This window comes from Micromonospora sp. H61, from assembly GCF_018070325.1.
In the GTDB taxonomy this organism is placed as follows: domain Bacteria; phylum Actinomycetota; class Actinomycetes; order Mycobacteriales; family Micromonosporaceae; genus Micromonospora; species Micromonospora salmantinae.
Genome location: NZ_JAGPXY010000013.1, coordinates 71,920 through 85,675, shown reverse-complemented (window position 1 = coordinate 85,675; position 13,756 = coordinate 71,920). Strand labels below are relative to the sequence as shown.

Genomic DNA, 13,756 nt, shown 5'->3' with positions numbered 1-13,756 from the left:
GGCGCGCGCCCGCAGCGCCCTCGCGCGCAACGGCATCGCCCCCGGCGGCGTCGCGTGAGTGGGCCTCGGGCCGCTCGACCTCGCGCGGAAGGCGCCCGGTGGCTCCGGCGGCGCCACCGGAGCCACCGGACGGGTGCCCCGGACCGCTTCCGGACGCGGACCGGGGCTCCGCGCTGGGAGCGGGGACCAGTGTCGCAGGTCGACCGTGATCAACGGACGGCGGTCGATCATGAGCAGAGCGCGGGTCGGCGCTGTCCGCCACGACCACCCCGTCGCGCATGGTGATCCGGCGGTGGGCGCGGGCCGCCACCTCCTGGTCGTGGGTGACCATCACCAGCGCCACCCCGGACTCCGCGTTCAACTGCTCCAACAGCTCCAGCACCGCGGCGCCGGTGACGCTGTCCAGGTTGCCGGTGGGCTCGTCGGCCAGCAGCACCGTCGGCTCGGTGACCAGCGCGCGAGCGATCGCCACCCGCTGCTGCTCACCGCCGGACATCTGGTTGGGCCGGTGGTCCAGTCGGTGCCCGAGGCCGACCCGGCCCAGCATCGCCGCCGCCCGCTCCCGCCGCTGCCGGGCCGACACCCCCCGGTAGACCAGGGGCAACGCCACGTTCTCCACCGCCGAGGTACGCGGCAGCAGGTGGAACGCCTGGAAGACGAAGCCGATCGTCTCGTTGCGCAGGGTCGCCATCTCCGGCGGCGCCAGGGCGTTGACGTCCCGCCCGCCGATCACCAGGCGGCCACCGGTGGGCCGGTCCAGCCCGCCGAGGAGGTGCATGAGGGTGGACTTGCCCGAGCCGGACGGGCCGACCAGGGCCACGTAGTCCCCCGACTGCACGGTGAGCGACACCCCGCGCAGCGCCTCCACCGACACCCCGTCGAGCTGGTACGTCCGGGACACGTCCACCGCCTCGATGGCCGGGACACGCTCCCCTGCCGGCGGATCTGCGACGGCTGGTTCGGTCACCGGACTTCCTGGCCGTCGCGGACCTGGTCGGCGCCGCGCACCACGATCCGGTCGCCGGGCTGCACGCCGTTGAGGATCTGCACGAGGTCGGACCCCTGGACGCCCACGGTCACCGACGCTCGGCCCGCCTTGCCGTCACGGACCACCCAGACCGCGTCGCGGCCGTCGGCGGAGAACACCGCCGACGCGGGGACGGTCACCGCGTCCACGGCCTCACGTACCCGCAGGTGCACGATCGCGTTCATTCCGGGGCGGGGCGTCGGGGCCGGCTCGTCCTCGGCCAGCTTCCCGGCGCCCAGCGCGAGGCGGACCCGGTAGGTGACCCCGCCCTGCGCGGAACTGGTGGGCAGCACGTCGACCGAGCGGACGGTGGCGTCGTAGCTGGCGCCGGTGACGGCGTCCAACTCGACGGTGGCCGGCACGCCGGCCTTGACCAGCAGCACGTCGGTCTCGTCCACCTCGGCGAGCAGCCCGAGCTGCCCGGTGTCCACCACGGTCAGCACCGGCGTGCCGGCGGTGACCAGCCCACCGACGACGACGGCGTCGTCCACCCCGGCGGGCGGCCCACCCTGAGTGGGGGCCAGCACGGACGGGTCGAGGCCCGCGCCACCGGCCTGCTCCAACAGCCCGGCCAGACCGGCATTCGCGCCACCGCCGGCCCGGGTGCCGCCGGGCTGCACCACCCCGGCGATCGGGGCGCGCAGGGTCAGCGCGTCGACTGTCGCCTTCGCCAGGTCGTACGCCTGCTGGGCCTGGAGCCGTTGCGCCGCGGAGAGCGCGCCGACGGCGGAACTCAACCCGTTGATCCCCCGCTGCACAGCGCGGACCGCCTGGTCGGCGCTGCGCGCGGCGGCCGCGTACTGGCGTTGCGCGGACGTCACCTGGGTGAGCAGCGCGTCGCGCAGTTGCGGGTCGGCGATCTTCTCGGCGGCCTTGCGGGCCGCGTCGAAGGCCTCGTCGGCGGCCTTGTCGGTGCCACGCCGGCTGCTGGTCAGGCTGCCCGCTCCGACGCCCCGGCCGGCACGCTTCGCGGCGGCCAGCGCCTCCTTGGCCTGACGGAGGCGCTGTTGCGCGCTCGGCGAGTCGACCACCGCCAGCACCTGACCGCGCCTGACCCGTTGTCCAGGTTGGACGCGCAGGCTGGACAGGGTGCCGTCGGCGGGAGCGGTGAGGGTGGCGGCGGCACGGGCGGTCACCGTGGCGGGTGCGTCGATCACCTCGGTGACCGGGTTGCGGGCGGCCGACGCCAGCGCGAGATCGGGGCCTTCGTCGCCGCAGGAGGCGGCGGTGGTGGCGGTGAGGACGACGACGGCGGTCAGGGCGATGAGCAGGCGGGGCCGCATGGTGCTGGCGGGCCGTGACGACTGGGAACGGCGCACCCATCGATGGTACGGCGCACCGCCGCAGCGCCTCCGAGCTGCGTCAGGCGGCGGTGGCGCGGACGTACGCCACGCACTCGTCGTGCAGTGTCGACCACTGCTCACCGAACGCCTTCTCGGAGGCCGCGTCGATGGTCCTGCCGTCGTGCACCACTGTCTTGAAGAAGGTGAGCAGCCGCAGCGGCCCGTACCTGTCGACGAGGTGCCGAACGGCCAGGTAACCGATGCCGTAGCTGGCGGCTACCCGTTCGGCGGACGCGTCGTCGGCGGGGTTGACGCCCTCCAACTTGCCGTCCCAGCCGCCCCGGACCATCTTGCGCACGTCGGCGATCCCCTCGTACCGGTCGACCGCCTGGCCGCCGGCACCGGCGAACTCGGCCAGGCCCTCGACCAACCACCAGGTGAGCTTGCCCGGGTAGCCGCGCTCGGGCAACGACGCCGCGTGGGTCAACTCGTGCCGCAGCAGGTCGTCGGTGCCGCTGTTGGAGAGCCCTTCGGCGTTGAGCACCACCTCGTGGTGGCCGCCGCCCACTGTGACCGCGTAACCGCCGGTCCATTCTGGGCGTTCCCCGCCGTACCAGCGCTGCCACTCGGTGCGCCCGGCGTAGAAGATCCGGTATCGGTCCGGCGGTGAGCCGGTCACCGCGTACCCGTCGGCGACCCTTGCCGCCGCCTCGGCCTGCGCGAGCAGGCCGGGCAGCTTGCCGCGCAGCGCCGGGGTGGTGGCGACGATGGTCCGGGCGCCGATGGCGACCGCCAGGTCGCTGATCTCCCAGGGTCGGGTGCCGGTCTGCACCGACTTGGATTCCTCCATGGCGACCATCCGGGGCTGGTCGCCGTTCTCCCGCCACCGGGTGCCGATCAGCACCGGGCTGGGCCGGCAGTTCGGCGTGACGAAGCAGTACTGGAAGCGCACCAGCAGCCGCCACTCGCCGGGCTTGCCGATGATCGGCACGGGCAGGCCACTCGGCTCGGCCCGCCAGCCGGTCACCTTGAGCTCGCGTAGCGCGGCGAAGCGTCGGCGCAGGTCGTCGTGGGCGGCGGGATCGGCGACGGCGAGGAAACCGGCGCGGTCGCCAACCAGGAGCGCCGCCGACTGCCGGTGGAGCTGGGCGGTGATCCGGTCGGACAGCCCCCGGGCCACGGCGGTGGCCGGGTCGTCGGCCGCCGAGGCACCGACCCGGCTGACAGTGGGGCGCGAGCCTGTCTCCCGGATCACTCCGACGACGAGCGCCGCCGGCAGGCCGCAGCCCAGCAGCAGGACGACAACCACGAGCACCGTCCACAGCGGCCAGAGCCGCCGTGGTGCTGGCTGCTGCACCTCGTCAGTCACCCGCCGAAGGGTACGACCACTACCTGGATACGGCGAGGCCGCCCCGGGCCGATCGGCCCGGCCGCTCGCGCACCTGGCTAGTTGTCATAGCTTTACAGCTAATTCGCTTAGCCAACGTTCACCAGCCGGATACGCGAAACGGGCCGGCGGTGACCCGAGGGTCGCCGCCGGCCCGTCGGCCGAACCGGAGGAACTACTTCTTGGAGATCAGGGCACGGCCGAAGAAGACCAGGTTGGCGGGGCGCTCGGCGAGCCGGCGCATCAGGTAGCCGTACCACTCGTCGCCGTACGGGACGTAGGTGCGCACCGTGTAGCCCTCGCCGACCAACCGGGCCTGCTCCTCGGGGCGAATGCCGTAGAGCATCTGGAACTCGAAACGCTCGGGACCCCTGTCGAACCACCGGGCCCGGTCCTCACCGATGGCGATCATCCGCGGGTCGTGGGTGGCCAGCATCGGGTAACCGTCGCCGGACATCAGGATGTTCATGCAGCGCACGTACGACTTGTCCACCTCACGGGCCGACTGGTACGCCACCGACTCCGGCTCCTTGTAGGCGCCCTTGCACAGCCGCACCCGCGACCCGGCCGAGGAGAGTTCCCGGCAGTCCGACTCGGTCCGCCGCAGGTACGCCTGGAGCACCGCGCCGGTCGACGGGAAGTCCTTGCGCAGCCGGCTCAGCACCTCCAACGTCGAGTCGGTGGTGGTGTGGTCCTCCATGTCCAGGGTGACAGTGGTGCCCGCCGCGTCGGCCGCCGCGCAGATCGCCCGCGCGTTGTCGTACGCCAACTGCTCGTCAAACATCTGGCCGAGGGCGGAGAGCTTCACGCTCACCTCGGCGGCCGGGGTGAGCCCCGCGTCGCCGAGCATCTTCAGCAGTTTCAGGTATTCGTCCCGGGTGGCGGTGGCCTGCTCGGGGCGGACGGTGTCCTCACCGAGGTGGTCGAGGGTGACCGCGAGGCCGTCGTCGACGAGCCCGCGGGTCGCGCGCAACGCGTCGTCGGTGGCGGCGCCGGCGACGAACCGGCGGACGACGTCCCGGGTGTACGGGGCAGTCGCGACGAGCCGCTCGACCTGGGATGACCGGGAGGCGGCGAGGATGACGGAACGGAGCATGAACCGAGCGTAACGCCCCTGCCAGGGGCCCCGCCGAGGGGCGGCCGGGCCACCTCGACATGGGGGCGGGGCGGCGGCGGTGGCGTCGATCGGCTACAACGATGCCGTGGACCAACGCCCCCGCCGCCGACTCCGCTCGGCCTCCGTGCAGCTCGGCGCGCTCACCGCTCTCGCGCTCGCCCTTTCCGGCTGCAACATGACCTCGGACGACGACGATGACGACGACTGCGCCCTCGGGCCGGTCGGCGGCGGCGACACCGTCGCGCTGGCGATGCGGGTCACCGACCCGGCCGCCGGTCGCACCGCCCCGGAGCCGACCACCGCCGCCCTGCCCGAACGCGGCGGATTCGGCACCCACCTCGCCGCCTGCGGCGGCTGACGTGCGCCGCGAGACGGTTGCGCCTCGCCCCGACTGGGACGCCACCATCCGGTCGCAGGGGCTGGTCTACGTCGACACCGAGCTGCCCGACGGCGGGGTCATGTCGTACTGGGACGAGACCGCCGCGTACGCGTTCGACCTGGACGAGGTGCTGCGGCTGGAGGAGGCCACCGAGGAGCTGCACCGGATGTCGGTGGCCGCCGCCGAGCACGTGGTGGCGCAGCGCCGGTACGCCGAGTTCGGCATCCCGCAGTGGGCGGCCGACGCGGTGGCCCGGTCGCTGCGGGAGGCGCCACCGACCCTGTACGGGCGCTTCGACCTCGCGTACGACGGCACCTGGCCCCCGAAGATGTTGGAGTACAACGCGGACACCCCCACCGCGCTTGTCGAGGCGAGCATCATCCAGTGGTACTGGCTGGAGCAGACCCGGCCGGAGCTGGACCAGTGGAACAGCCTGCACGAGCGGCTGGTCGGTGCCTGGGCCAAGATCGGGGCCGGGCTGCACGACCCCCGGGTGCACGTGCTCTGGTCGAACGAGGAGGAGTCCGGCGAGGACCACATGACCGCCGGCTACCTCGCCGAGACCGCCCGGCAGGCCGGCCTGAGCGTCGAGCTCCAACCCATTCAGGAGATAGGCTGGGACGGCCGGCGCTTCGTCGACGCCGACGACAACCCGGTGACCACCTGCTTCAAGCTCTACCCGTGGGAGTGGATGCTGGCCGAGCCGTACGGGCCGGCGGCCCTGGCCCCGGGCACCCCGACCACCTGGATCGAGCCGGCCTGGAAACTGCTGCTCTCCAACAAGGCGCTGCTCGCGGTCCTCTGGGAGCTGTACCCCGGCCACGAGTACCTGCTCCCGGCGTACCTCGACTCGCCGCGCGGCATGCCGGAGTACGTCGCCAAGCCACTACTCGGCCGCGAGGGCGGATCAGTACGCATCGTCACCGCCGACGAGGAGATCACCAACCCGGGGATCTACGGCGACGAGGGCTGGTGCTACCAGGAGTTCCGGGCGTTGCCGCAGTTCGCCGGCAACCGGATGGTGCTGGGCAGCTGGATCGTCGACGGCGAATCGGCCGGCGTGGGTGTGCGGGAGAGCGCGAGTCTGATCACCGACGGCTACGCGCGGTTCCTGCCGCACTACATCGACGCGCCGCGCACCCGCTGAGTCGTCTACCGTTGGGGCGTGAACTTCGACGCGTACGCCCGGACCGGCGTTGACCTGGTCAACGCCCGCCTGGACGACCTCGACGACCTGCGGGCCCTCTTCCCCGACGAGAACGCCTGGATGCGCGACGAGGTCGCGGACCGGGACGTGGCGATTTTCCGCCGGGCGCAGAAACGCTTACGCGACGTCTTCGAGTACGGCACCTCGGGGCGAGACGGCCAGGCGGTCACCGAGCTGAACGCGCTGCTCGAGGCGTTCCCGGTGCAGCCGCGCATCTCCGGGCACGACTCCAGCGACTGGCACATGCACGTGACCAGTCGAGGTGCCTCGGTCAGTGCCGAATACCTGGCCGGCGCGGTCTGGGGGCTGTCGGTCTGGCTCTGCGAGTACGGCAGCGCCCGGTTCGGGGTCTGCGCCGACGAGCGGTGCGGCAACGTCTACCTGGACACGTCGTCCAACTGCTGCCGGCGGTTCTGCTCGGAGCGCTGCGCCACCCGCTCGCACGTCGCCGCGCACCGGGCCCGTAAGCGGGCGGCGGTCGGCGAGCAGGTGACTGTCGCCCCGCAGCCGACGTCCGCCGCCGATTCCCTCTCACCGGTCAGCTGACACCGCCACCGCCCGGTCCCGGGCGGACGGGTCAGGCGTCGACCGGTGACGACGCGGTCAGGTGCTGGCGGGCGAACTCCAGCGCGGCGCGCAGGTCCGCCTCGCGCACCGCGCGGCTCTTCGCGCCCCGGGTGGCGACCTCCACCGCCACCGCACCGGTGAAACCCCGGCCGGCCAGCGAGGAGAGCAGTTCCCCGCAGGGCTGGGTGCCGCGCCCGGGCACCAGGTGCTCGTCGCGGCCCTCGCCGGTGCCGTCGCCGAGGTGCACGTGCGCCAGCCCGGCGCCCATCCGGTCGGCCATCTCCAGGGGGTCGCTGTGCGAGGCCGCGCAGTGCGACAGATCCAGGGTGTACGACGGGTAGCCGGCGTCGGTCGGGTCCCAACCGGGCACGTACGGGACGAACTGCCGGCCCGCCATCCGCACCGGGTACATGTTCTCCACAGCGAAGCGCAGCCCCGTGAACCGGTCCGCGACGGTGGCCAGACCCTCGGCGAAGTTGCGCGCGTAGTCCCGCTGCCAGGTGAACGGTGGGTGCACCACAACGGTCGGCGCGCCCAGCGTCTCGGCCAGCTCGGCGGCCTTGCGCAGGCGCTCCCACGGGTCCGGGCTCCACACCCGCTGGGTGACCAGCAGGCAGGGCGCGTGCACCGATAGCACCGGCACGTCGTAGTGCGTGGAGAGGCCGCGCAGCGCGCCCGCGTCCTGGCTGACGACGTCGGTCCAGACCATCACCTCGACGCCGTCGTAGCCGAGCGCCGCGGCCAGTTGGAACGCCGCCGCGGTCGGCTCGGGAAAGACCGACGAGCTGGAGAGGAGCACGGGAACGCGGGAAGTCACATCAGCCAGCGTAGCCCGGCAGCGCCGGGGGCATCGTGACGAGCGCCGGCAAACCTACCGAAAACGGCCGCCGGATCAGATCGGCTCCAGTTGATCGAGCCGGCGGAGGATGACACCCTCCCGCAGCGCCCACGGGCAGATGTCCAGGGAGTCCAGGTCCAGGCGGCGCATCACCGCCTCGGCGACGACGGCACCGGCCAGCAACTGGTGGGCCCGACCCGCGCTGACCCCCTCCAGCTCCATCAACTGCGCCGGTGGGATGTGCCGAATGAAACCGATGACCTGCCGCAGGCCGGCCCGGGTCAGGCTGCGTCGCACCCACAGCCCGGAACCGGACGGGGCCGCCCCGGCCAGTCGGGCCAGGGTGCGGAACGTCTTCGAGGTGGCCACCGCCCGACCCCAGCCCACCTCGGTCATCTGGTCGACGACCTTGTCCAGCCGGCCGTCCACGTACTCCCGGAGCTTGTCGACGGCCTCCGCCGACGGCGGGGCCGCACTGGCCGGATCGACCCGCAGCCGCTCGCGGGTCAGCCGACCGGCCCCGAGCGGCAGGGAGACCGCGACGTCCGGGTCCTCGTCGATGCCGGCGGCGATCTCCAACGAGCCGCCACCGATGTCCAGCACCAGCAGCCGGCCCGCCGACCAGCCGAACCACCGCCGTACGGCCAGGAACGTCATCCGCGCCTCGTCCGCCCCGGAGAGCACCGCCAGGCGTACGCCGGTCTCGTCCCGGACCCGGGCCAGCACCTCGGCCGCGTTGGTGGCGTCGCGCACCGCGGACGTGGCGAAAGCGATCAGGTCGTCGGCCGCCAACCCCGTGGCCGCCGCCTTGGCCATGCCCACCGCCTTGACCAGGCCGTCCGCGCCCGCCTCGGTCAGCGCGCCGTCGGGGCCGATCTGCTCGGCCAGCCGGAGCACCACCTTCTCGGAGTGCGCCGGCCACGGGTGTGCGCCGTGGTGCGCGTCCACCACGAGGAGATGCACCGTGTTGGATCCGACGTCGAGGACACCCAGTCGCATGGTGAAGACAGTAGGCGCAACACGTTTGCGCGGCTCACCGGCCTGCGGACGTCACCGCGCGTACGCTGGGCCGAGTGACGATGGAGCTCCGTGTGCTGGTGGACGACCCGGGTGACCCGCGCAGTCGCGAGGTGCCCCTGGACTTCCCTCGGGAGTGGATCGAGTTCACCGACCCGGCCGACGAGACGCACCTGATCCGGGCCGACCTGACCTGGTTGCTCTCCCGCTGGACCTGCATCTTCGGCAAGGGCTGCCACGGCATCATCGCCGGCCGGGCCGCCGACGGTTGCTGCTCGCACGGGGCGTTCTTCACCGACTCGGACGACGAGAAGCGGGTTCGCAACGCCGTCCGGCGACTCGCCCCGTCGACCTGGCAGCATTTCCGGCGCGGGTTCAAGAACTGGACCGACGAGGACACCATCGACGGCAAGAACCCGGCCCGCCGCACCGCCACCCAGGGCCCCGACGGTCCGTGCGTGTTCCTCAACGACGCCGACTTCGCCGGCGGTGGCGGTTGCGCCCTGCACGCCCAGGCGCTGCGCGACGGGGTGCACCCGTTGGAATACAAGCCGGACGTCTGTTGGCAGCTGCCGATCCGCCGCGATCAGGACTGGGTGAAACGACCGGACAACAGCAAGGTGCTGGTCTCCACCCTGTCCGAGTTCGACCGGCGGGGCTGGGGAGCCGGCGGGCACGACCTGGACTGGTGGTGCACCTCCTCGACGGACGCGCACGTCGGCACCGAGCCGATGTACCTGTCGTACGGGCCGGAGCTGACCGCCCTGATCGGCGCTCCCGCGTACGAGCGGCTGGCCGAGCTGTGCGCGACCAGAACGAAGCAGGGCATGATCGCCCCGCACCCCGCCGACGAGGTCTAGCCGTCTCGGTGACAATCCAGTGACTGCGACACTTCCACCTGACAACGGCCGAGGGCAAGGAGCCGGCGCGTCGGGCGGGACGCCTTTGGAGCTGACTCGTTTACGGCATCGGCTCTACGGACGTCAGCTTTACGGACGTCAGCTCTACGGACGTCAGCTCTACGACGTCGGCGGATGACTCGTCTGTGACATCAGCTCCAAAGGGCCGCATCAACTGACTCGCCCAAGCCGCGCAGGTGGCTCAGCTCCCGTAGCTGGCCCGCCGCTCAAGGCGGACAGGCCGAAGGGGGCCCGCGTCGAGCGCAGACCCCCTTCGGGTACGCCGATCACGGCTCGAACTTGTAGCCCAGACCCCGCACGGTCACGATGAAGCGCGGCGCGGACGGCTCCGGCTCGATCTTGGAGCGCAGCCGCTTGACGTGCACGTCCAGCGTCTTGGTGTCACCGACGTAGTCGGCGCCCCAGACCCGGTCGATGAGCTGACCGCGGGTGAGCACCCGGCCCGCGTTGCGCAGCAGCAGCTCCAGCAGTTCGAATTCCTTCAGCGGCAGCTGTACGGCCCCGCCGTCGACGGTCACCACGTGCCGCTCGATGTCCATCCGCACCGGCCCGGCGGCCAGCGTCGGCGCGCCCGCCTCGGCCACCTCCGGGCTCTGCCGGCGCAGCACCGCCCGGATCCGGGCGACCAGTTCCCGCGGCGAGTACGGCTTCGTGACGTAGTCGTCGGCGCCGATCTCCAGCCCGACCACCTTGTCGATCTCGCTGTCCCGGGCGGTGACCATGATGATCGGTACGGCGGAGCGCTGCCGCAACTGCCGGCAGACCTCGGTCCCCGACATCTCGGGCAACATCAGGTCGAGCAGCACGATGTCGGCGCCGGTCCGGTCGAACTCGGTGAGGGCGTCGGTGCCGGTCGCGGCGACCGAAACCTCAAAGCCCTCCTTACGGAGCATGTACGACAAGGCGTCGGAGAACGACTCCTCGTCCTCGACCACGAGAACGCGGCTCAACGGGGATTTCCTTTCCATTTGCTGTCAGACCTGCCGTAGCCCAGTCGGACCGGACTCGATCCCAACCGGCGGCAGTGTCGCCAGGAGGTCGTCCGGTGGACTGGCGGGCAGCCGGAGGGTGAACGTCGATCCACCACCAAGAGTGCTCGACACCTCGACCCGTCCGCCATGGTTGCTCGCAATGTGTTTCACGATCGCCAGGCCGAGCCCGGTGCCGCCGGTGGCACGCGAGCGGGCCTGGTCGGCCCGGTAGAACCGCTCGAAGATCCGGTCGACGTCGGTGGGGGCGATACCGATGCCCTGGTCGGAGACGGCGACCTCGACGTGCTCGTCGTCGCCGCGGAGGGTCACCCGCACCGTGGTGTCCTCGCCCGAGTAGTTGATGGCGTTCTCCACCAGGTTCGCCACCGCGGTGGCGAGTTGGGAGTCGCTGCCGTACGCGGTGAGGCCACGCGCCCCGTCCACTGTCACGGCGACACCCCGAGCGGAGGCCGTGGTGCGGGTCCGGTCGACCACCTCGGCGATCACCCAGTCCAGCGCGACCGGCTCCGGTGGCGGCTGCGGCTCAGCCCCCTGCAACCGGGTCAACTCCAGCAACTCCTGCACCAGCCGACCCAGCCGGGTCGACTCGTGCTGGATCCGCTCGGCGAACCGGCGGGCGGCCACCAGGTCCTCGGAGAGGTCGGGTGCCGCGGCGTCGGCCGGCTCGGTAGCGTCCAGCAACGCCTCGGCGAGCAGTTGCAGGGCCCCGATCGGTGTCTTCAGCTCGTGGCTCACGTTGGCCACGAAGTCGCGTCGTACCCGGGTCAGCCGGTGCGACTCGGTCACGTCGACCGCCTCGACCGCTATGAAGCCGTTGCCGAGACCCATCGCCCGCAGGTGCACGCCGAGCGGGTTCTCCCCCGCACTGTCGCGACCTCGGGGCAGGTCCAGCTCGATCTCGCGTCGCACGCCGGTGCGCCGCACCTGGCCGGCAAGGGTACGGATCAGCGGGTGCGCGGCGATTGAGCCAGGGGTGCTGCCGGTACGCAGCAGCCCCATCGCGCGGGCGGCCGGGTTGATCAGCACGGGGACGTCGTCGTTGTCCAGGACCACGACACCGGCCCGGAGTGAGTCGATCGTCCGGCGGCCGAGCCCGGCCTGCTGCTCGTCGGCTATCGCGGGCCTCCCACTGCTCCAGCGGAAGCTGACGCTCCCCGTCGACGTGGAGTGACCGTCCCGCCTCGGCAGGAACCGGGGCAGCAGCAGACCGGCGGCCATCCCGGCCACCAACGCCAGGGCCACCACGACCGCCACCGCCCACTCCACCCGGCGATCGTAGGGTCATTGTTAACCTGGCTACCACACAGAACGGGACGAACTACCCTCACTTACGGAAGTGTTCACCCCCACGTCTGGCGTCGTTCACCGTGGTTCATCCGGGATCCGTCCGCGCGCCCCTACCGTTGGCGTCGCACCTGCTCAACCCCCTGCGCCGGCACCCGTCGGCGGCGACCGACCACAGGACGTGATGATGCGCGACGAGTTCCGGGCCGACCTCCAGATCGTCAGCCAACTGCTGGTGGACATGGCGGAGGGCGTCCGCGCCGCCATGCGCCAGGCCACCCGGGCCCTGCTCACCGCCGACCGGCAGGCCGCCGAGACGGTCATCGAGCGGGACGCCGAGATCGACGACCTCTACCGGCACGTCGAGGAGCGGGTCTGCGACCTGCTCGCCCGACAGGCGCCGGTCGCCTCCGACCTCCGGGCGATGATCACCGCGCTGCACGTGGCCGCTGATCTGGAGCGGATGGGCGACCTCGCCGAGCACGTGGCGAAGACCGCGCTGCGCCGGCATCCCTCCCCCGCCGTACCGGCCGAGCTGCGGACGGTCTTCACCGAGATGTCCGAGATCGCCGACCGGATGGCCGTGAAGATCGGTTCGGTGCTGGCGAAGCCCGACGCCGACCTCGCCGGCGAACTGGACCGCGACGACGACGCAATGGACGAGCTGCACAAGAACCTGTTCGCCGTGCTGCTCGGCGACGACTGGCCGTACGGGGTGGAGACGGCGATCGACGCCACCCTGCTGGGCCGCTTCTACGAGCGCTTCGCCGACCACGCGGTCAACGCCGGCGAGCACGTGATCTACCTGATCACCGGGGAGAGCACGCCCAGCAGTAACTGACCGACACGCGAAGGGGCCCCTCGCCATCGCGGGAAGCGATGGCGAGGGGCCCCTTTCTGGTGGCTCAGCGCCCCTGGTTGGCCACCGCCGCGGCGGCTGCCTTCGCAGCGGTCGGGTCGAGGTAGGTGCCGCCCAGAGTGAGCGGGCGCAGCTGCGGGTCGAGGTCGTAGCGCAGCGGAATGCCCGTCGGGATGTTCAGCTTGGCGATCGCCTCGTCGGAGATCTGGTCGAGGTGCTTGACGAGGGCGCGCAGCGAGTTGCCGTGCGCGGCCACCAGCACCGTCCGGCCGGCCAGGATGTCCGGCACGATCGAGTCGTACCAGTAGGGCAACATCCGGTCGACGACGTCCTTGAGGCACTCGGTGCGCGGCATCAGCTCGGTCGGCAGCAGCGCGTAGCGCGGGTCACCCACCTGCGACCACTCGTCGTTGTCGTCGATGGGCGGCGGTGGCGTGTCGTACGACCGGCGCCAGAGCATGAACTGCTCCTCGCCGTACTCGTCGAGGGTCTGCTTCTTGTTCTTGCCCTGCAGGGCGCCGTAGTGGCGCTCGTTGAGCCGCCACGACCGGCGCACGGCGATCCAGTGCCGGTCGGCGGCGTTGAGCGCCAGCTCGGCGGTGCGGATCGCACGGCGCATCACGCTGGTGTGCACGACGTCCGGTAGCAGGCTGTGCTCGCGCATCAGCTCGCCGCCGCGCCGCGCCTCGCCCTCGCCCTTCTCGGTCAGGTCGACGTCCACCCAGCCGGTGAAGAGGTTCTTGGCATTCCAGTCGCTCTCACCGTGTCGCAGCAGGACCAGCGTCCCGACGGTGGGCCCTTCGCTCGCAGTCATGCGGATCATCCTGCCTCAACCGCCTGACGGACACGCGGGCAGCCGTCGTGACGACCACCACGTGA

Annotated in this window: 13 protein-coding genes and 1 pseudogene; 5 read left to right on the top strand and 9 right to left on the bottom strand. The window is 71.8% G+C overall.

Annotated elements, in window-relative coordinates:
- Window positions 1-67 precede the first annotated feature (67 nt).
- The 4 genes and pseudogenes from KBX08_RS09615 to KBX08_RS09600 all read right to left on the bottom strand — a co-directional run.
- Window positions 68-967, bottom strand: a pseudogene (locus KBX08_RS09615) (ABC transporter ATP-binding protein); the annotation flags it as partial.
- Window positions 964-2,310, bottom strand: a complete 1,347-nt coding sequence (locus KBX08_RS09610; protein ID WP_210782573.1) for an efflux RND transporter periplasmic adaptor subunit — start codon at window positions 2,308-2,310, stop codon at window positions 964-966. The gene KBX08_RS09610 and the pseudogene KBX08_RS09615, both read right to left, overlap by 4 nt.
- Window positions 2,311-2,389: 79 nt before the next feature.
- Entirely contained in the window at window positions 2,390-3,679 is a 1,290-nt protein-coding gene (locus KBX08_RS09605) for a hypothetical protein (protein WP_210782532.1), read from the bottom strand.
- A gap of 193 nt (window positions 3,680-3,872) precedes the next feature.
- Entirely contained in the window at window positions 3,873-4,793 is a 921-nt protein-coding gene (locus KBX08_RS09600) for a proline dehydrogenase family protein (RefSeq protein WP_210782531.1), read from the bottom strand.
- Window positions 4,794-4,899: 106 nt separating this feature from the next.
- Here KBX08_RS09600 and KBX08_RS09595 point away from each other — a divergent pair, with 106 nt between their 5' ends.
- From KBX08_RS09595 to KBX08_RS09585, 3 genes are read left to right on the top strand one after another with little or no spacing between them, the layout of a single operon-like run.
- Window positions 4,900-5,172 (top strand): hypothetical protein, encoded by a 273-nt coding sequence (locus KBX08_RS09595; RefSeq protein ID WP_225855034.1) that lies wholly within the window; start codon window positions 4,900-4,902, stop codon window positions 5,170-5,172.
- Between the two features lies 1 nt (window position 5,173).
- Window positions 5,174-6,340: a glutathionylspermidine synthase family protein gene (locus KBX08_RS09590; RefSeq protein WP_210782526.1), complete on the top strand. Its 1,167-nt coding sequence runs from the start codon at window positions 5,174-5,176 to the stop codon at window positions 6,338-6,340.
- 18 nt (window positions 6,341-6,358) lie between these two features.
- Window positions 6,359-6,946 carry a CGNR zinc finger domain-containing protein gene (locus KBX08_RS09585; protein ID WP_210782524.1) on the top strand — a complete coding sequence of 196 codons (588 nt, stop codon included), beginning with the start codon at window positions 6,359-6,361 and terminating at the stop codon, window positions 6,944-6,946.
- 31 nt (window positions 6,947-6,977) lie between these two features.
- Here the strand turns inward: KBX08_RS09585 and KBX08_RS09580 are convergent, their stop codons facing one another.
- Both KBX08_RS09580 and KBX08_RS09575 read right to left on the bottom strand, forming a co-directional pair.
- On the bottom strand, window positions 6,978-7,784 hold the full coding sequence (locus tag KBX08_RS09580; protein ID WP_091402756.1) for a sugar phosphate isomerase/epimerase: 807 nt from the start codon (window positions 7,782-7,784) through the stop codon (window positions 6,978-6,980).
- A 75-nt stretch (window positions 7,785-7,859) separates the two neighbouring features.
- Window positions 7,860-8,804: a Ppx/GppA phosphatase family protein gene (locus KBX08_RS09575; RefSeq protein WP_112584229.1), complete on the bottom strand. Its 945-nt coding sequence runs from the start codon at window positions 8,802-8,804 to the stop codon at window positions 7,860-7,862.
- A gap of 80 nt (window positions 8,805-8,884) precedes the next feature.
- On the opposite strand from KBX08_RS09575, the gene KBX08_RS09570 reads away from it, so the two are divergent.
- A complete protein-coding gene (locus tag KBX08_RS09570) occupies window positions 8,885-9,682 on the top strand; it encodes a hypothetical protein (protein ID WP_210782571.1) in 798 nt (265 codons plus the stop codon).
- A gap of 326 nt (window positions 9,683-10,008) precedes the next feature.
- Here the strand turns inward: KBX08_RS09570 and KBX08_RS09565 are convergent, their stop codons facing one another.
- Window positions 10,009-10,692 (bottom strand): response regulator transcription factor, encoded by a 684-nt coding sequence (locus KBX08_RS09565; protein ID WP_030329696.1) that lies wholly within the window; start codon window positions 10,690-10,692, stop codon window positions 10,009-10,011.
- A gap of 24 nt (window positions 10,693-10,716) precedes the next feature.
- The gene (locus tag KBX08_RS09560; protein WP_210782521.1) at window positions 10,717-12,000 is read right to left on the bottom strand and encodes a cell wall metabolism sensor histidine kinase WalK; all 1,284 of its coding nucleotides are present in this window, start codon (window positions 11,998-12,000) and stop codon (window positions 10,717-10,719) included.
- Between the two features lie 205 nt (window positions 12,001-12,205).
- On the opposite strand from KBX08_RS09560, the gene phoU reads away from it, so the two are divergent.
- The gene (phoU, locus tag KBX08_RS09555; protein ID WP_151496297.1) at window positions 12,206-12,859 is read left to right on the top strand and encodes a phosphate signaling complex protein PhoU; all 654 of its coding nucleotides are present in this window, start codon (window positions 12,206-12,208) and stop codon (window positions 12,857-12,859) included.
- A 64-nt stretch (window positions 12,860-12,923) separates the two neighbouring features.
- Here the strand turns inward: phoU and KBX08_RS09550 are convergent, their stop codons facing one another.
- Window positions 12,924-13,691 carry a phosphoglyceromutase gene (locus KBX08_RS09550; RefSeq protein WP_091403562.1) on the bottom strand — a complete coding sequence of 256 codons (768 nt, stop codon included), beginning with the start codon at window positions 13,689-13,691 and terminating at the stop codon, window positions 12,924-12,926.
- Window positions 13,692-13,756 lie beyond the last annotated feature (65 nt).